Below are 19057 nucleotides of genomic sequence, written 5' to 3'. Positions count from 1 at the left end.
TATGAAAAAATTACTGTTTTCACTTTTGCTGATGAGTTTCATCGCCTGTGAAAAAGAACCCAGCTTGCAAAAATATTTTGTAGAAAAAACAGAATCAACCGATTTTATTTCTGTTGATATGTCGCCAAGCATCTTGAATATCAAACCGGATGCATTGTCTGTGGAACAACAAGAAGCTTTGAAAACATTCAAAAAAATGAATATTTTGGCTTTCAAAATCAATGAAGAAAACAAATCCAAATTTGATGGAGAAAGAACCAAAGTGAAAGAAATTTTAAAAGACGAAAAATACCAAGAACTGATGAAATTTGGTTCCGGTAAAGAAGGTGCTGCCGTTTATTATGTTGGAAAAGACGATGCCATCGAAGAGTTTGTGCTCTACGGAAGTAAAGATGAAAATGGTTTTGCCGTTGTTCGAATTTTAGGAAACAAAATGAATCCTGAAGATTTTATGACACTGTTAAGTGCTCTTCAAAAATCTGACATCGACATGGAGCAACTAAAACCATTGGAAGGAATTTTTAAATAAAAATAAGTTCTAAATAAGATAATCGGTTCCTTTTTGTAATTTGCAAACGAATTAAAAATTACAAATGGAACCGATTTCTATTCTACTACTCATTCTGGGTTATTTTGGATTACTCATTCTGATTTCTTCTTTAATCAGTAAAAAAGACGAAGGAAATGATGCCTTTTTTAAAGCCAACAAAAACTCACCTTGGTATTTAGTTGCGTTCGGAATGATTGGAGCATCGCTTTCGGGTGTAACGTTTATTTCTGTTCCCGGAAAAGTAGAAGCTTCACAATTTGTTTATTTTCAGTTGGTTCTTGGTTACATTGTAGGTTACTTTGTAATTGGAACTGTTTTATTACCACTTTATTATCGATTAAATCTTACTTCAATTTATGCCTATTTAGGTGACCGATTTGGAAGAAACTCCTATAAAACCGGAGCTTGGTTTTTTATCATTTCCAGAACAGTTGGCTCTAACTTGCGGTTAATGTTGGTGGCAGATGTACTCCAAACCATCGTTTTTGATAAATTAAATGTTCCGTACTGGATTACTGTAACCGTTACCATATTACTGATTTGGGTGTACACCAATAAATCCGGCATCAAAACCATTATTTGGACAGACACACTGCAAACACTATTTATGTTAATTGCCGTAGTATTTTGTATCGTAACCGTTTCGCAGGATTTGGGATTAAATATTACTAACATTTCAGGTTTTATTGCCGATAGTGATTTGTCTAAAACCTTCTTTTTTGAAAACCCAAGTTTGCCCAGTTATTTCTGGAAACAGTTTTTATCAGGAGCTTTTATTGCCATTGTAATGACGGGTCTTGACCAAGATATGATGCAAAAAAACCTCACTTGCCGCAGTTTAAAAGATGCTCAAAAAAACATGTTTTGGTTTACGATTGTACTCACATTTGTGAATTTTCTATTCTTGGTGATGGGATTATTGTTCACCGAATATGCCTTAAAATACAATATTGATGCTCACAAAGATCAGCTCTTCCCTATTTTAGCGAATGAATACTTAGGAATTGGCGTAGCGTTTTTCTTCATCCTAGGATTAATTGCCGCAGCCTATTCAAGTGCCGATAGTGCTTTGACTTCGCTCACAACTTCCTTCAGCATTGATATTTTAGAAATTGAAAAAAAATATGATTCAGTTAAGCAAGTTGTTATCCGAAAACAAATTCACAAAATGTTTGTGCTGGTTTCTGTATTAGTTATTCTAGGATTCAAATATTTTGTAGAAGATGCCAGCATAATTGATAAAGTATTGAAATTTGCCGGATTCACTTATGGTCCTTTACTAGGACTTTACAGTTTTGGATTATTCACCAAATGGAATGTAAAAGACAAATGGGTGCCAACTGTAGCCATAACAGCCGTTTTATCCTCAATAATTCTTAATTTATTCAGCGAATCGTGGTTCGGATTTGCCTTTGGTTTTGAAATCTTAATCGTGAATGGATTGTTGACTTTTCTTGGATTGATGCTCATTCGCAAACGGTAAAAAAGTTTTCAGTCGCTCCCGAAAGCTTTCGGGATCAGTCGCAGTTTTTCAGTGACAGTTTTCAGACAACCGATAACCGACAACCCTTAATACTGATTCGTAGAAAGTAAAACCAACGTGCAAGCCTCTTCCACTTTAATATTGTTAATCCCCAACAAAGCATAAAACTCCGGATTTGCTGTTCCAGGATTAAAAATCACTCTTTTTGGTTGCAGGCCCACGATATAATTGTAATAATCACGCTGCCCTTTCGGATTCAAATACAACGTTACGGTATGAATATTTTTAAACGGAATTTGTTTGGTTTGGATTTTCACACCAGCTACTTCACCAATACGCTGCCCAATAGCAACAACTGAATGTTGCTTGTCAACTAAACTATTTATTGCTAAAAAAGAATAGCGTTCCGGATTTGTGGAAGCTCCAATAACTAAGGTTTTTTTCATCTTGCTGTTCTAAGCCACAAAGGTAATGCTTTTTATAAACTTCATCTTGTTTTAAAAACACAACAATTCTTAAACCTATATTAATTCGTTCAAAAAAAGATACTCAATTCATTAACTTTACGATTCATTCGAAAAATCCAAAAATCCAAAAATCCAAAAATCTAAAAATCAAGTAACCAAACATTAAAATGCTCGTAAACACTTCCTACAACGAAAAAAAGATAAATCAAGCAATTAATGATTTGGTTGGAAATCCATTTGGTTTAATCGATAATATCAAATTAAACGGAATTGGTTCGCCACGGTTGGATATTTTAAAAACCAGTGAAGAAATTGCTACACTTCTTTCCTTTGATAACAACAGAAATTTTTGCAATATCGAATTGCGTCCAAAAGGAATAATCATTCGTTTTCGATCATTGTTGGAAACTTTTTCTTTGGTGATTCCGTATTATAAACTAGCTATTTTTAAACCTGCCAATTCATTTACTTTTCACATGGATCATCACTTTATTTCGATTGATGCACCGCCAAAAAACAAAAGTGTGAATAGTTTCATCGAAAAATTAAATCAATATAAAGCAGATAATTCTCCTACTTATATCAACGATTTATAGTAACTTTGTTTTATTCATTTGATAACTTACTTATTTTTAAGTTGTCTTTATTTTTGCAAAAAAACGATGGAACTATTTATTTACATTTTCGCTGCTTTATTTTCTGTTTTAAATCCGTTAGGAGCTGTGCCAATTTTTGTGGGATTGACCCAAGATTACACTAAAGTTGAACGTTCTCGAGTTTCTTTATTAACGGCATTGAACGTTTTCATTATTTTAATCATCTCCTTTTTTATTGGTGAATATGTGTTGAAGTTTTTCGGAATTAGTATTGATGCTCTTCGAATTGCCGGTGGTTTAATCATCGTGAGTTCAGGTTTTTCACTACTCACCGGAAAATTCAACAAGACGCGTGGTGTAAACAAAAAAGTTGAAAATGATGCTCAAACCCGTAATCAAATTGCATTAACGCCATTGGCGATTCCGATGTTGGCCGGACCTGGCTCAATCTCTTTATTGATTGCTTTTTACCAAGATTATGATAAAGTAAGCGAAAAAATCATAGCTGTTCTGGCTATTTTAGGTGTTGCTTTAGTGATTTATTTTGTATTGAAAAGTGCTCATTACCTTTCCAGGATTTTAGGAGCTTCGGGAATTGTTGCCATTTCGAGAATTATCGGATTTATTGTTATTGCAATTGGTGTGCAATACATCAGTAGTTCTGTGGTGAACATCTTCAAAACAATTTAACATTTGTTCAACTGTTTTTCTTACTACCTTTAAGAAAAATAGCTGAAATGAAAATCCTACTAACAGGTGCAAATGGCTATGTTGGCCGACGACTTTTACCCGAACTTTTATCTGAAAATCACGAAATAATTTGTTGTGTTCGCGATAAGAATCGTTTGGGTTTAGACAAAACGACGCTTGACTCCATTACCATTTGGGAAGTAGATTTTTTGGAAGAAGTTTCTTTTGAAAATACACCAAAAAACATTGACGTAGCGTATTATTTGATTCATTCGATGTCGTCTTCCACCCAAGTTTTTGATACGATGGAATCAAAAGCAGCCGATAATTTCAATCGCTATATGAATCACATTGGCGTGAAACAAGTGATTTATTTAAGTGGAATTGTGAACAACAATACGCTTTCCAAACATTTACAATCCCGCAAAAATGTTGAGGAAATTTTATATAAAGGAAATTTCAATGTAACTGTACTTCGTGCCGGAATTATTGTGGGTTCAGGAAGTTCTTCTTTTGAAATTATTCGTGATTTATGTGAAAAATTACCGGTGATGATCACGCCAAAATGGGTTTTAACGAAAACACAACCCATTGCGATTCGCGACATAATTAAGTATTTGATGGGCGTTTTGCTTAAAGAAGAATGTTATAATGATTCTTTTGATATTGGCGGACCAAACGTGCTGACCTATAAGCAAATGATGCAGCTTTATACCAAAACCAGAGGTTTTAAAAATTGGATTTTTACAGTTCCGATAATGACTCCAAAATTGTCTTCGTATTGGTTGTATTTTGTTACCTCAACTTCGTATAAATTGGCAATGAATTTAGTAGATAGCATGAAAATGGAAGTGATTTGCAACGACAATCGTTTGCAGAAAATGTTGGGAATTAAACCCATCTCCTATACCGAAGCAATCAAATTAGCCTTCATCAAAATAGAACAAAATTTAGTGATTTCGAGTTGGAAAGATAGTTTGGTAAGCAGTCGTTTTCAACATAATTTATCCGAATTTATTCAGGTTCCAAAATATGGTTGTTTGAAAGATGAAAAGAAATTGAAAATTGAAAATCCGGAAAAAGTATTAGATAATATTTGGATGATTGGCGGATTAAAAGGATGGTACTACGGCAACTGGATGTGGCAAGTTCGTGGTTTTATGGATAAGCTTTTTGGAGGCGTAGGTTTGCGAAGAGGAAGAACGCATCCGTTTAATTTAGAAAGTGGAGATTCATTGGATTTTTGGAGAGTTTTGTTGGCTAATAAAGAAGAAAAACGATTGCTTTTGTTTGCCGAAATGCGATTACCCGGTGAAGCGTGGCTGGAGTTTAGAATTGATGAAGAAAATGTTTTACACCAAATTGCGACGTTTAGACCGAGAGGACTTTGGGGGAGATTATATTGGTATAGTTTGGTTCCGTTTCATTATTTTATTTTTGGTGGGATGATTCGGAATATTGCGAAATGATTATAAATCAAATGTTTTTTGGAACACAGATTTGAAAAGTTTGAGAAATTTGAAAAATATTCTTTTGATTGTGAATAACGTTAGTAGAATAATGGTTTATACTCAGACTTAAAACTCACCCATCACCTATAACCTATAACCTATAACCTATAACAAAAAAAATCATTTTTTACTTTGTATTTCAAAGTTCTTTTAATACTTTTGTTTTAATTAATCATCACATTGCTATTGGCAGTGAATCAAAAAACAAAAAGTATGGAAAATAAATCTTTCAAAATTACACCCAATCAAAGACTGATGGGTATTATTGTTGTAGTAGCAACGTTGCTTCTTATTCCTTTAATTGCTATGCGATTTACAACAGAAGTCAACTGGGATGCTTTCGATTTTATAGTTGCTGCTGTGCTTTTACTTGGCACTGGTTTAGTATGTGAAATGGTTTTACGCAATGTTCGTTCGACTAAAAACCGAATTCTTCTTTGTGGAGTAATACTTATAATTTTATTTTTAGTTTGGGCGGAATTGGCTGTTGGCATCTTTGGAACTCCGTTTGCAGGAAGTTAGATTCAAATTGACACATTTCAATTCCTACACGCACATTCATGATGTTCCTCACAATACGCAATGGAATCAAGACACATTTTTTCTAAAACAGAAATGTCAATATCCGAAAGTTTTTTAATGTAAATACATCCTTTGGTTATTTTGAATTTCCCAAAATTATCCAGCAAATGCTTGTTATCTTCTCTAGCAGAGTAAACATACAAGGAGAATGCCGCTTTTCGGGGTGAAAAAGCAATCAGCGGAGCATCGCCTTCGTGACCGCTGGCATATTTGTAATGATAACTACCAAACCCAATGATGGATGGCCCCCACATTTTGGCTTCAAAACCTGACCATTCTTGCATCAATTCGATTAAACGAAAACTATCTTCTTTCTTTTGGTCGTTATCCACGAAGGAGTGAATGAAGTCTGTCACCTTAACTTCTGTTTCTGCGGTTTTATTTTTTGCCATAAGGTTATATCATTTGGTAAATTTATGTAAACTTATAAAAAAATCCATTGATGAAAACTGAAAACTGTGACTGAAAACTGTGACTGAAAACTTATACTACGACTAAATCTCCTCTACAAACTCATCCCAATCATCACTGCACTCATTACAATCATCAAAGCATCTTCAATAATTGTGACGGTACTCATGGGTAAATTAAAGACGGCTCCCAAACAAGCACATTGAATTTTCTTTTTATTCAAAACCGATTGCAGTACACCGATGATACTAATCGACATCACAATAAAAGTGACTGAATTGGTTAGTAACGGATTAAAATTCAGTAAAAATGCAATTCCCAAACCTAATTCCGTGAAGGCATAAATATATCCCCAAACCGGAATTTTCTTTGCGATCACGTCATACATCACATAGCTTTCGGCAAATCCTTTTAAATCTAATAATTTGAAAAAAGAAAAAACCAAAAAGAAACCCGCCATAAAATGACGCATCCATTCCATGAGGTCAAAATGAGTATTTTTAAATTGTATGAGAATCGTAATTAAACTGATGTAGGCAAAAATCAACAAAATGGGTTTATACGTTTCAAACCACGATTTTGTTTGTTCGTGCATTTCGTTGTGATGGATTGCCGACAGTTGATATTTACTGTCTAACACGCGTTGCAAATCGGATAAGGCTACATGTTTATCCATTGTGATAATGACCGTTTCAGTAGCTCTTGAAACCGTTACATCAGTCACATGATCTACTGTTAGTAAAGCCGATTTTACGGTGGCTTCACAATTGGAACAAGTCATCCCTGTAAGTTTATAAGTGTGTACCATAGTGTGTGTTTTTATTCACGAAACCTGCAAATTTTATTGATAATCCTACTGATTTGGATGAGTATCGAGTTTTTTTATAATTTTAGAAGTGGAATTATCTGCATAAATTCCATACGCATTGACAACTATTCCCTTCAGATTATTATCTTTCGAAGAAATGGCATACACAATCATTTGGTCGCCCGGATCGCTATCGCCTTCAAATCGGTAGAAACTGTCAATTTCAAAATCATCCGGTGATAAAACCGTGGAGGTTAAATGACAAATAAGGCATTCCTTTTCTGTTAATATTGAAAAATCAATCGTGTAGCCCTGTTTTTTAAGGTCGGCCATCGCTTCTGTAACGGTATCATAACTTTTTGGATCCATAAGTCTATCTTTTAAATTACTATGCTGTTGCTAGTTTGATGAAAAGATAAAGGTAGGTGTTTTTGAGGGATTTGGTGTTATATGATTTTGGGTAAATGGTTTAGAATTTGAAGGTTTTTCCAACAAGAGTTCTTTAATTAAATCTCTGTAGTTTTTATTCAATTATTTTATTCAAAGGTTGAAATATCAATGTCATATTTTCAAATTCATTAACTTTTTCAATTAATTCCGAATTCACTTCTATGTTAGATAGTTTTGAACATATTTTTATCATCCAAAAATAGAACGCCACACAATCACTTAGCAGTCTAACCTCATGAAGGTTCATCAATGCCTCTTTTTGTTCTGGCGTTCTATTCTCTCTATCTTTAATTACTCCCAAAGCAGTTTCGTCAGCATGAATTAGATGACTTGATTGAGTAAAATTCCTTGCTAAACCTAGTATTTCTTTAAAATCATAGTTCTTTGAAATAGCTTTAATCATTTCATTATATGACCATGGTTGCTCTGTCTTTTGTCTTATTGATTTTGTCCATTTTCCAGATAAAGTTCTATACTTGCTATCCTCTAAAACAATATCTGATAAAAATTTAGACTCAATTTCTGTCAACTCAATAATTTGTTTAGCTTGATTGGATTGTTTTAGCGTGTTTATTTCGGCCAAATCTTCCCAAAACTCTCTTACTTTCGCATTTCTTACTTCATTATCAAAAGAAGAAACAAATGCAAACTTAACAGTACATTCAGCAATAGGTCTTAAAATAATATCTGCATCCCAAAGACAATCATTTTGGACAAGCAAAAAAAGTGTCTGTGTTCGGTTATGAATAAAAGTATAATATTCTCTTAGTAATTGATAAAAATCAGTATTCTCAACTAAAGTCAATTCGCATATTTTTTCATGAAGCGAATCAATCGTTTTTATAAATGATTTTCTAAATTCTATAGTTGGCATATTTTTTTAAATAAAAATGTAGGATGTTAAGAAGTATCTTAATAATATGAAAATCAAAAAATGTTAGATGCACAAAGCTTAAATTTACCACTTCTCTGACATAGAAGTACGAAACCACCACTTTTGCAACGAATGTTAACTGATATTATTTTTTTTCTAATTTTATCCCGTTTTTAATAATTTCATTTCTATAAACATCTATTTTCATCTTATCGTTAAACTCTTGCTCTGTTAAAATTAATGGCTGAATAAATTCTTTATTTTTAATTAAAAAATCAACAATTAATTTTCGGGTTTCATTCTTATTATCGTTGTTGATAATAATACAAATATCAAAATCTGATTCCTCATTATGTTTATTTGTTGCTCTACTTCCAAAGAGGTATGCAAAAGATAGATTCGGGATTGATAATATGAAATTTTTTACGTTATTCATTTAGATATTTCTAATAAATTTAAAGCACTTAATTTTATATTTTCTTTTAATAAATCTCTTGTTTTATTTAGTTGCTCTTTCTCATTTTTCAAGTATTCTCTAAATTCACGAGAATACCGATACCTTAAATCTTTAGTCGTTTTTTTTCCAAGCTTATCTTCACTTTCATATTCTTGTGTTTCATTCATTTTAGAAATCATTTCTTCAAATTTATCTAAAATATCTTTTGCAAAATTTTTCCTGTAAGAAGTATCAACAAGTCTTGAAGAGTAATTATTGAAATAATTTGCAAGATTGTGAATAACGTCTTGAGTTGTTTCCATTGTGTAATGAATTGCTGAAAAACTTAAAGTTTCAAATAAGTCTTCCAACAAATCGATAGTAAACATATTTGTTTCAATCTTGTCAAGTTCTTTTTTATTAATTTTTATCTTTTCAATAATTTCTTTTCCTTCGTTATCATTTACAAAGGTTTCATGATAATCACCCTTTATAATAATTCCAAGAAAAGCTTTGAAATACTTATCATTTTTTTTAAATAAAGTTTTAATAATTGACGGTTTAATTAAATGCAAAACCTTAATTACCCAACTTTCTGGAATTAAAAATAATGCTAATAACAATAATATTAATCCATAAAAAAGAGACTTAAATATCCCTAATATTATTTCTGTCAAATCTATATTCATAATATCTTTATAAATAACAACTAATTCATTTACACACTCACCTTTCACATCTAATCAAACTTATCTCACCAAAATTACACACACAAACTCACCCTAATTCCGTGCAATACAAAATCACACAAAATCAAACGGTAAAAAAAAAGGAAGTAATTTTTGGAAATCCAAATCTATACAATTAAACCTTATTAACATAATTTTTCAAAAAATAAACGCAAAAATTCTTAAAAAAATAAAAACTCCTTTTGTAGTGGTAAAAGTAATGAGGTAAAATAATAGTATTTTACGGTTTTCCGTAATGGGGTGAAATTTAACATTTGCGAGGAATTTTCGGTTGGCAGATGAATTGCTATTTTGTGATTATCTTTGACTAATTTTTCCTTACATTGCATTTACTTTAATAAAGAAAACACATTAAAATGAGTGAAGTATTACTCAACCATATTAATCGTTATGTTGAACTGGACGAAGGTATTGCTCAAGAAATAGCCGCATTCTTTTCTACACTAAAATTACAAAAAAGACAAGTGATATTGGAAGAAGGCAGTGTTTGCAATCAGCTGTTCTTTGTTTCCAAAGGTTGCTTGCGGTTATATTATCTGGATGATAAAGGTGTTGAACAAACGATCCAATTTGCTCTCGAAACATGGTGGATGACCGACATTGATGCATTCAACAAAAAAGGAAAGTCTTCCTACTCCATTCAGGCACTTGAAAACTCGGAAGTAGTCGCTATTTCAAAAGACGACTGGACCCTTTTACTGGAAAAATTTCCCGAGTTGGAAAAATATTTTCGGCAGATTTATGAACGGGCTTATGCCGCTTCTTTATTCAGAATAAAATTGTTTCGATTAAGTAAAGAAGAGTTTTATCATTTGTTTAGAGATAGTTATCCGGGTTTTATTCAACGTATTCCACAAAAAATTCTCGCTTCGTTTCTGGGATTCACACCCGAATATTTGAGTGAACTGAGGAAGAAAAACGAATCAAAATAACTGCAAAATCACTTTCTTAAACCAGCTTAAGTTTTTTTGATTCCATAATCCTGAATTTTGTCCTGTAAATCAATACGAACATAAAAATTCATAGAAATGGAAACAAGAGTAAACATTCAACAAGCACTACCCAACGCTTATAAAGCTTTATTGGGTTTAGAAAGTTATTTAGCAACAACAGTGTTGACTAAAACACAAAAAGAACTAATCAAAATCAGAGCCTCTCAACTTAACGGCTGTGCTTTTTGTATCGACATGCACACCAAAGATGCATTGAAATACGGCGAAACTCCACAACGTATTTTTTTATTAAATGCTTGGAGAGAAACCGGTAAATTTTCTGCGGAAGAAAAAGCATTGTTGGCCATCACCGAAGAAGTGAGTTTAATTCATCAACACGGTTTAACCGATGCTACGTATGAAAACGCAAAAAACTATTTTTCTGAGGAAGTAATTGCACAAATTATTATAGCGGTTGTCACCATTAATGCTTGGAACAGAATTGCGGTGAGTACGCAACTTCCGGTTGTGGAGTAATTAATTTGCATGTAAAAAAACAGTCAGATAAGTACGTTTATTTGACTGTTTTTTTGTTTTACTTCGTGATTAATGGAACACGGATTTTAAAGGATTAAAGGGATTTACGCTGATTTTTATTCGCTTAGCGAAAAGGGATTTGAATGGATTGCTCATTGCTAAATTAGAAGTCATTTTCACTTTTTGATTAACTGAAATGAGATCCTTACTTCGTCAAGATGACAAGATTGCGGGAGTTCGTCAGGATGACAAGATTGTGATTAATGGAACACGGATTTTGATGGATTAAGTGGATTACCGCTGATTTTTTATTCGCTTAGCGAAAAGGGATTGAAGCGGATTTCTTTCTGTAAAATTAGGATTCATTTTCACTTTTTAATTAGCCAAAATGATGAGATCCTTCCTTCGTCAGGATGACAATATTGCGGGGGTTCGTCAGGATGACAAGATTGTGATTAATGGAACACGGATTTTGATGGATTAAGTGGATTACCGCTGATTTTTTATTCGCTTAGCGAAAAGGGATTGAAGCGGATTTCTTTCTGTAAAATTAGGATTCATTTTCATTTTTTTATTAGCCAAAATGATGAGATCCTTCCTTCGTCAGGATGACAAGATTGCGGGGATTTCGTCGGGTTAACAAGATTGCGATTAATGGAACACGGATTTTAAAGGATTAAGTGGATTTACGCTGATTTTTTATTCGTTTAGCGAAAAGAGATTGAGATGGATTGTTCACTACTTAATTAGCATTCATTTCAACAGCTCGGCTCCCCTTCCTTTGGAGGGGGTCGGGGGAGGATTAAGTCATTACACTTTCTAATCCGCCATTATCAAAAATGAAAATTATATAAAAAAATCAAAAATTCTTGTAAAGCAAAAAATAGGGATTTGAGTCAACTTTGTAATGTACAAATTAAATCAAATGACTATGAAAAATTTACTACTATTCATCGCTATTGTTTGCACATGTACTACCAATTCATGGGCAACACACACTGACCCAACTGATCCAAAAAAGGATTCTAAAAAAGAGAACAAAAAAGAAGTTGAACTTGAAACCAGTAAAACAACCGGACTAACCATTCGCTATCACTATTATCCAAATATGCGAGTGTATTATGACTTGAGTGAAAATCTTTATCACTTCTGGCAAAATGGCCAATGGACTATTGCAGAAGAATTACCGGCTGAATATGGCGGATATTCTTTATTTAAGAATGAAAAAATTCAAATTATTGATTATGATGGGGATAATCCGGAGACTATGATTTCTGTTCATACGAAAAAATTTCCTTACAATTCAAGAGGTAGAATTCAAAGACCGGAAGAGAATATGTTGGGGAATGATACGGTTAGGTTGTAAATTGAATTTTAATCAATGGAACACGGATTTTAAAGGATTAAGTGGATTTACGCTGATTTTTTGTTCGCTTAGCGAAAAGGGATTGAATTGGATTAGTCACTACTAAATTAGCAGTCATTTCAACGTCTCGTCTCCCCTTCCTTCGGAGGGGGTCGGGGGAGGATTATGCGACTTTTTAATAGCACACCGACGAACTCAGATAAAACAGTTTGAAGCGGAATTAGCAGTCATTTCACATTTTGATTAACAGAAATGAGATCCTTCCTTCGTCAGGATGACAAGATTGCGGGAGTTGGTCAGGATGTCAAGATTGCAATTAATTGAACACGGATTTTAAAGGATTTAGTGGATTTACGCTGATTTTTTGTTCGCTTAGCGAAAAGGGATTGAATTGGATTAGTCACTACTAAATTAGCAGTCATTTCAACGTCTCGTCTCCCCTTCCTTCGGAGGGGGTCGGGGGGAGGATTATGCGACTTTTTAATAGCACACCGACGAACTCAGATAAAACAGTTTGAAGCGGAATTAGCAGTCATTTCACATTTTGATTAACAGAAATGAGATCCTTCCTTCGTCAGGATGACAAGATTGCGGGAGTTGGTCAGGATGTCAAGATTGCAATTAATTGAACACGGATTTTAAAGGATTTAGTGGATTTACGCTGATTTTTTGTTCGCTTAGCGAAAAGGGATTGAATTGGATTAGTCACTACTAAATTAGCAGTCATTTCAACGTCTCGTCTCCCCTTCCTTCGGAGGGGGTCGGGGGAGGATTATGCGACTTTTTAATAGCACACCGACGAACTCAGATAAAACAGTTTGAAGCGGAATTAGCAGTCATTTCACATTTTGATTAACAGAAATGAGATCCTTCCTTCGTCAGGATGACAAGATTGCGGGGATTCGTTGGTATAACAAGATTGTGTTGAATGGAACACGGATTTTAAAGGATTAAGTGGATTTACGCTGATTTTTTGTTCGCTTAGCGAAAAGGGATTGAATTGGATTAGTCACTACTAAATTAGCAGTCATTTCAACGTCTCGTCTCCCCTTCCTTCGGAGGGGGTCGGGGGGAGGATTATGCGACTTTTTAATAGCACACCGACGAACTCAGATAAAACAGTTTGAAGCGGAATTAGCAGTCATTTCACATTTTGATTAACAGAAATGAGATCCTTCCTTCGTCAGGATGACAAGATTGCGGGAGTTGGTCAGGATGACAAGATTGCGATTAATGGAACACGGATTTTAAAGGATTAAATTGTCTCATTGACACATTGACAAATTGTCTCATTGACCAATTGCCACATTACTCCTACCCAAATAACTGCATCAAAACCGCTTTGTTTAATGGTTTTTCGATAAAATCGATAACGAGTGGGTTTTGTTTTGCTCTTTGAATGTCGGCGGGGTCGATGGAGGAAGAGAGCATATAGATTTGGAAGTTGTTTTTTACTGCTTCGGAGAGCTTATCAAACATATTTAGGAATTCCCAGCCGGAAAGTGTGGGCATATTAATGTCTAAAAACAGTGTTGTTTTTTCGGCTGATTGATGGTATTCAAACTCTGCTTTGATATAATCTAACGCTAATTCGGGAACTAAAAAATCTTTCACCTCAACTTCTTCAAATAATTTTCCTAACACAATTTTGGATAGTAAATTACTGAAATGGTCGTCGTCAACAATGATAAATTGTTTCGCTAATTTTGCCATACTTCCTTTCTTTAGTTATCAAATATAATGGTGAATTCGGTTCCTTTATTAACTTCGCTGGAAATCGTGATGATACCGCCCATTGCTTCTACTTGCGTTTTAACCATAAATAATCCCAACCCTTTTCCTTCAACGTGCGAGTGGAATCGTTTATAGAGCCCGAATACTTTATCGCCTTTGGTTTTTAAATCAATTCCCAATCCATTGTCTCTAAAGATAAGGATTATTTTTCCGTTATCTCTTTTACTGCTAATTTCAATAATAGAATCTTCATCGGGCTTATTGTATTTGATGCTGTTGCTAATCAAATTATAAAAAATGCTGTGCATGTATACTTTGAGTGAAAAATATTCATCCACTTCAGTGAAATCAACGTTTATCTGCACCTTATTTTTATCAATTACATTTTCGATATTTGCCATAATATCATTGACTAATTTAGTAAAAGATATGATTTCTTTCTTTTCATTAATCTCTCTTCTTATCTGAAGAATCGAGTTAATGTCTTTAATAATCGAATCTAATCCCGACACAGAAGAGGAAAGTCCGTAGAGCATTTCTTTTTGTTCAGATTGCGATAAGGAATCATCTTGCAAGATTTCGGTGAAGCCGATGATGTTGGCGGTTGGAGCACGCAAATTGTGTGAAATAATGAAAGTAAACTGTTCCAAATCTCTATTTCGTTGAAGCAAATCGCTGGTGATTTTTGCTCTTTCGAGTTCGTATTCTTTGCGTTCTGAAATATCATTGGAAACACCGATGATGCCGATTTGCTTACCAAACTCATCATACACTGGCGAATTATAAACAAAAGCTGGGAAAAAACTGCCGGTTTTTCTTCTTACATAAAACTCACCGGACCAGGTTTCGCCTTGTGCTAATTTCTCCATAATCTTTTCACCATCTGCTTTTGTTTGAATGGTGGGTGTCAATTCCATAATATTCTTTCCAAACGCTTCTTCAAATGTATAACCGTAAATTTCAACGGCTGCTTTGTTCCAAAAAGTGACCTTTCCGTCTAAGTCGGTTGCAATCACGGATTGACCAATGGTATCTAAAAGTTCGGCTTTAAATTTATTTTCGTGATCGGATTTTTTTCGTTCACTAATGTCTTGACAAGTACCTACTGCTTTGATGGGAATTCCTTCAGTATTGCGAATAAGTTGCCAACGTTCTTCCAAAAATTTGATTTCTCCTTTTTGTGTGATGATACGATGTTCGACCGTATTGACATCAAATGAATCAAATGAATTTTTGAAAGCGGCCTCTACTTTTTCACGATCATCGGGATGGACATAGTTGAGAAAATCAGGGTGTGTAAAACTGAAATCGTCGGGTTTACAATCAAAAATGCGATACGTTTCTTCTGACCACAACACATTCAAATTGACTAAATCGGTTTCCCAGTTTCCTATTTTAGCAATCGATTGGGCTTCGGCTAATCGGGTTTCACTAGCACGAAGTTCGAGTTCAGATTTTTTACGCTCTGTCATATTTCGGGAATAACAGGCGATGCCAAAAATTTTATCATTAATAAAAATAGGACTAAAACTTGTCTCTGTCCACGACTCGTCTCTTGCTGCTAAAGGTGGTGTATATATTTCAACTTTAAAGGATTCTCCTGTAAATGCTCTTGTGTAGAGATTTTTCCAATAATTCAAATAATCTTCAGGATAAAGACCTTCTGTAAAAAAACTATCCCCTTGCTGAATTTCAACATTCGTAATTTTTTTTAATTCATTAATAAATGGATTGTTGGCTGCAATTAATTTAAAATCCGTGGAAACACTCCAAATTAAGTCATCAGTACTATTAATAAGGGCTTCTTTATTTCTTCTTTCAAATTCTTTTTGTTCTTCTGCTCTTCTTTTTTCAGTAATGTCTGATGCCGTAACAAAAACACCAAAAATACTTCCGGACTCATCTTTGGCCGGATTGTATTTTAAACAAAAATAAAGCATTGAATTATCTGCATCCTTAAATGTAAGTTCAGATTCTTCTGCATTGCCTTCCAATACTTTTTGGTAGATGGATGCGACATATTCTCTTCTTTCCGGTAAAGTATAGTCCAAAATGTAATGCCCTTTTTGTACTTTTAGTTGAAAATATTTTTCATATAAATTTTTAAATTGTGCATTAAAAGAGACGATTTGGAGATTACTATTGAGTAGTAAAAATGATTCTTCTGTATTATTAATCAGAAGCAACATCTCTGCTTCTGCTTTTTTACGTTCAGAAATATTAATGTGCATTACAACTGCACCGGTATGGTTATTCGTTTTAAATGGTCTGACTTCGGCTTTGAACCATCTTTTTTCAGTAGCCGAATCACATTGGTATTCCATTGTGAAATACTCTCGTTCACCTCGCAATACTTCTTGTAAACCTTTCGACATTTGCTTACCGTCTTTGGCTTCTCTTCCTAACGATTTTTCGGATATCTCAATGTAGTTTTTTCCGAGTTGCTGATAGGTGTTTGGCATCCCATTGGCTAAACCGAAATTAATCCATTCATCATTTAATTTAACGATGGTTCCCTCTTGGTCAAGCAAAGCGATACTTGCCGGTAATGTGTTTAAAATAGTGGATTGTTCTTTGGAAAGAGCTTCTAAATCTGCAAAGTTTTTTTGGAGTTTTATTTCGGCTTCTTTCTTTTCGGAAATATCTCTAAAATTGGACACCAACGCTTCAATTCCCGGTTCATGAAGCATGTTGGTAAATGTTCCTTCACACCAAATCCATTGTTGGTTTTTGTGCAGTATTCGATGCTGATTGACAAAAGATTTGCCCGGAATTTCTACCACAGAACGTATTTGTTCAACCAATTCAGTAATGTCTTCGGGATGAATTAAATCATACGCAGAAGTATTTAACACTTCTTCTATCGTATAACCAAACAATTTGGGAACAGAAGGACTTCCGTAAATGATTTTTCCTTCTAAAGTGGTGAGTGTTATCATATCGGAACCATCTTCAATCAAAGCTCTGAAGCGTTTTTCATTTTTAATGATAAGTTCCTCTGCTTGATTATGTTTCTCTGTCTTGTCAAACAAGTCAAGGGCAAACGATATATCACCTGTGACTTCGATGAGTGAAGCAATGTCATCGTCATCAAAATAATTGGATTCTGTGGCATAAAGGTTGAACGTTCCGAAGATTTTTCCTCCTCTTTTAATAGGTAATAAAATGCAGGAACCAATGTTGTGTTTTTCTGCAAACGGTTTCCAACTAGCAATTTCGTGCTCTTGTTCAATATCATTACAAAGAAAATAATTACCTGTTTGCAACACATAATCCATTGAACCATTGGTTTCATAAGGCACATCAGTGAAGGATTTAATTTCATCGGGACAAATACCACACGAATCAACCAATAAAATCTTTTGGTGTTCACGGTCAAAAGTGCTTATCCATGCTTTTTTGTATTGACCGTATTCAATGGCAATGCTACATGACTTATGAAAGAGTGTTTCGGCATCTTTGACATGAACAATGGTTTGATTAATTTGACTAATGAATTGGTATAAGCGGTTTGCTTTTTCAAGTTTAGCGGCGTAATTTCTGTTTTCTTTCAAAGCATTGGTTAATCCTGCTAACAATAAATCCAAACATTTGGCACACGTAAAACTTACTAGCACCAAATTGGAAGACACTGCTATCCACGAACCTATAGTATATCCTGAGAAAACTACAGAAGTAGTTCCAAAATAAATTAAAGCAACAAAACAAATACATATAATTGTGTTGCACCAAGCAGAAACATATGCAGCTGATGAAGAATAGATAAGAGATGAGAAAATAGTTATTGTCAGTAAAAAAATTAGACCGGGACCCGGTAAGGGCAAACTGATTAAAAGTACAATCGACAAACAATAAAGAATAAATATGAAAAGGGCCTTTCGATATGCTAAGTTTATTCCGGGCAAAACAGCTAAAATTAGCACCATTAAAAAAGCAAGCAAATCCATAAAACCAACCAAAGGGACATCGTGCGTAAAAGCCATATAGACGCTTGGAAGAAGAGCAATTAAACTTAATGGAATTAGGTATATTAGAATTTTACAAAAAACATTATTTCTCCAATAATCAACATTTTCTAAGTCCACCGATTGATTACTTAAAACAACTTTATGAATATGTAACTTATAAAGTCTCCACCAATTGCTGATATGATTATTATTTACTTTTTGCATACAAACTATATTTTACATGGGTTTGGATGGCAAAGAGAATAAGCTACCTTTTTAAATTCTTGAGTAGCGATAATTAATGAAGTACCATACTTTTCATTAGTAGAAAAATGAAAAATAATTGCAGAGAAGGCAATAGTCAATACTGTAAATCTTATTCGTTTATCCATTTCGTTCAGTATAAAAATTGCTTTATTTACGAATCGAGTTTCCAACGCAGTGGATAAATGATATTTTTTCTTTTTCAGCAGCAACGGTTTAGCTCTTGTGAGACTGTAACTAGCAACTGAAAACGATTCTTTAGTGTAAATGAGGCGTACAAAGGTAAGTATTATATATAACATATCTTTAACACTTTTGGGTTTCAGTAAAGTGAATCGCAAGTATTTCAACATTTTTAAGCTTGTAAAAGTGTCTGTTAGATCATGAATAAAATCAATAAAAATGATTTTTTTGAGCGAGACAGTTATGTACTATATATGTCCAAAAGCTATAGGTAAATGGTGCTGCCGATTTTGTCATCGTACTACTTTTGATAAATAGTCAAATTTATTCTTTCATATAGTTTATTTAAAAATAAATAAAAAACCACTTTAACGTGAGGTTAATTTTCTAAAACTAATTGATAATTTTAACTTTTATGGCACAAAAAGTACTAAAAAAACATCGACCAACTGCACACATGTGTTAAATACCTAAAGTTTAACACATT

The 19057-nt window shown here is 33.8% G+C and carries 18 protein-coding genes; 9 read left to right on the top strand and 9 right to left on the bottom strand.

What is annotated here, in order from left to right; all coding sequences use genetic code 11:
* Position 1 precedes the first annotated feature (1 nt).
* Together M0M57_RS10240 and M0M57_RS10235 are read left to right on the top strand one after the other, a co-directional pair.
* Positions 2 to 529, top strand: coding sequence for a DUF4252 domain-containing protein (locus M0M57_RS10240; protein ID WP_248432944.1), 528 nt, complete (start codon positions 2 to 4; stop codon positions 527 to 529).
* A gap of 64 nt (positions 530 to 593) precedes the next feature.
* Complete coding sequence (locus tag M0M57_RS10235; protein ID WP_248432943.1) at positions 594 to 2033, top strand: sodium:solute symporter; 1440 nt, start codon at positions 594 to 596, stop codon at positions 2031 to 2033.
* Between the two features lie 86 nt (positions 2034 to 2119).
* Here the strand turns inward: M0M57_RS10235 and M0M57_RS10230 are convergent, their stop codons facing one another.
* On the bottom strand, positions 2120 to 2479 hold the full coding sequence (locus M0M57_RS10230; RefSeq protein WP_248432942.1) for a CoA-binding protein: 360 nt from the start codon (positions 2477 to 2479) through the stop codon (positions 2120 to 2122).
* Positions 2480 to 2667: 188 nt separating this feature from the next.
* On the opposite strand from M0M57_RS10230, the gene M0M57_RS10225 reads away from it, so the two are divergent.
* From M0M57_RS10225 to M0M57_RS10210, 4 genes are all read left to right on the top strand, one after another.
* The gene (locus M0M57_RS10225) at positions 2668 to 3096 is read left to right on the top strand and encodes a hypothetical protein (protein ID WP_248432941.1); all 429 of its coding nucleotides are present in this window, start codon (positions 2668 to 2670) and stop codon (positions 3094 to 3096) included.
* A gap of 66 nt (positions 3097 to 3162) precedes the next feature.
* A complete protein-coding gene (locus M0M57_RS10220; protein WP_248432940.1) occupies positions 3163 to 3786 on the top strand; it encodes a MarC family NAAT transporter in 624 nt (207 codons plus the stop codon).
* A 47-nt stretch (positions 3787 to 3833) separates the two neighbouring features.
* Positions 3834 to 5255: an SDR family oxidoreductase gene (locus M0M57_RS10215; RefSeq protein WP_248432939.1), complete on the top strand. Its 1422-nt coding sequence runs from the start codon at positions 3834 to 3836 to the stop codon at positions 5253 to 5255.
* Between the two features lie 255 nt (positions 5256 to 5510).
* Positions 5511 to 5819: a hypothetical protein gene (locus M0M57_RS10210; protein ID WP_248432938.1), complete on the top strand. Its 309-nt coding sequence runs from the start codon at positions 5511 to 5513 to the stop codon at positions 5817 to 5819.
* A gap of 17 nt (positions 5820 to 5836) precedes the next feature.
* Here M0M57_RS10210 and M0M57_RS10205 read toward each other — a convergent pair whose 3' ends face one another.
* From M0M57_RS10205 to M0M57_RS10180, 6 genes are all read right to left on the bottom strand, one after another.
* Positions 5837 to 6271, bottom strand: coding sequence for a DUF1801 domain-containing protein (locus tag M0M57_RS10205; protein WP_248432937.1), 435 nt, complete (start codon positions 6269 to 6271; stop codon positions 5837 to 5839).
* A gap of 113 nt (positions 6272 to 6384) precedes the next feature.
* A complete protein-coding gene (locus M0M57_RS10200) occupies positions 6385 to 7098 on the bottom strand; it encodes a heavy-metal-associated domain-containing protein (protein WP_248432936.1) in 714 nt (237 codons plus the stop codon).
* Between the two features lie 45 nt (positions 7099 to 7143).
* Positions 7144 to 7467, bottom strand: coding sequence for a phosphoribosylpyrophosphate synthetase (locus tag M0M57_RS10195; protein ID WP_248432935.1), 324 nt, complete (start codon positions 7465 to 7467; stop codon positions 7144 to 7146).
* Between the two features lie 154 nt (positions 7468 to 7621).
* Entirely contained in the window at positions 7622 to 8422 is an 801-nt protein-coding gene (locus M0M57_RS10190; RefSeq protein WP_248432934.1) for a DUF5677 domain-containing protein, read from the bottom strand.
* A gap of 145 nt (positions 8423 to 8567) precedes the next feature.
* Positions 8568 to 8858 carry a nucleotidyltransferase domain-containing protein gene (locus M0M57_RS10185; protein WP_248432933.1) on the bottom strand — a complete coding sequence of 97 codons (291 nt, stop codon included), beginning with the start codon at positions 8856 to 8858 and terminating at the stop codon, positions 8568 to 8570.
* Positions 8855 to 9547: a hypothetical protein gene (locus tag M0M57_RS10180; RefSeq protein ID WP_248432932.1), complete on the bottom strand. Its 693-nt coding sequence runs from the start codon at positions 9545 to 9547 to the stop codon at positions 8855 to 8857. The genes M0M57_RS10185 and M0M57_RS10180 overlap by 4 nt, the downstream gene beginning before the upstream one ends.
* A 416-nt stretch (positions 9548 to 9963) precedes the next feature.
* Between M0M57_RS10180 and M0M57_RS10175 the strand changes: the two genes are divergently transcribed.
* The 3 genes from M0M57_RS10175 (at position 9964) to M0M57_RS10165 (ending at position 12442) form a co-directional block, all read left to right on the top strand.
* Entirely contained in the window at positions 9964 to 10539 is a 576-nt protein-coding gene (locus tag M0M57_RS10175) for a Crp/Fnr family transcriptional regulator (RefSeq protein WP_248432931.1), read from the top strand.
* Between the two features lie 96 nt (positions 10540 to 10635).
* On the top strand, positions 10636 to 11076 hold the full coding sequence (locus M0M57_RS10170) for a carboxymuconolactone decarboxylase family protein (RefSeq protein WP_248432930.1): 441 nt from the start codon (positions 10636 to 10638) through the stop codon (positions 11074 to 11076).
* Positions 11077 to 12007: 931 nt separating this feature from the next.
* Positions 12008 to 12442: a hypothetical protein gene (locus tag M0M57_RS10165; protein ID WP_248432929.1), complete on the top strand. Its 435-nt coding sequence runs from the start codon at positions 12008 to 12010 to the stop codon at positions 12440 to 12442.
* Positions 12443 to 13756: 1314 nt separating this feature from the next.
* Here M0M57_RS10165 and M0M57_RS10160 read toward each other — a convergent pair.
* Both M0M57_RS10160 and M0M57_RS10155 read right to left on the bottom strand, forming a co-directional pair.
* Positions 13757 to 14155, bottom strand: coding sequence for a response regulator (locus tag M0M57_RS10160; RefSeq protein WP_248432928.1), 399 nt, complete (start codon positions 14153 to 14155; stop codon positions 13757 to 13759).
* Between the two features lie 11 nt (positions 14156 to 14166).
* A complete protein-coding gene (locus M0M57_RS10155; protein WP_248432927.1) occupies positions 14167 to 18348 on the bottom strand; it encodes a PAS domain S-box protein in 4182 nt (1393 codons plus the stop codon).
* Between the last annotated feature and the right edge of the window lie 709 nt (positions 18349 to 19057).

The sequence above is a fragment of the Flavobacterium azooxidireducens genome, assembly GCF_023195775.1.
GTDB classification, from domain to species: Bacteria; Bacteroidota; Bacteroidia; order Flavobacteriales; family Flavobacteriaceae; genus Flavobacterium; species Flavobacterium azooxidireducens.
This window is presented reverse-complemented; position numbering and strand designations above follow the sequence as displayed.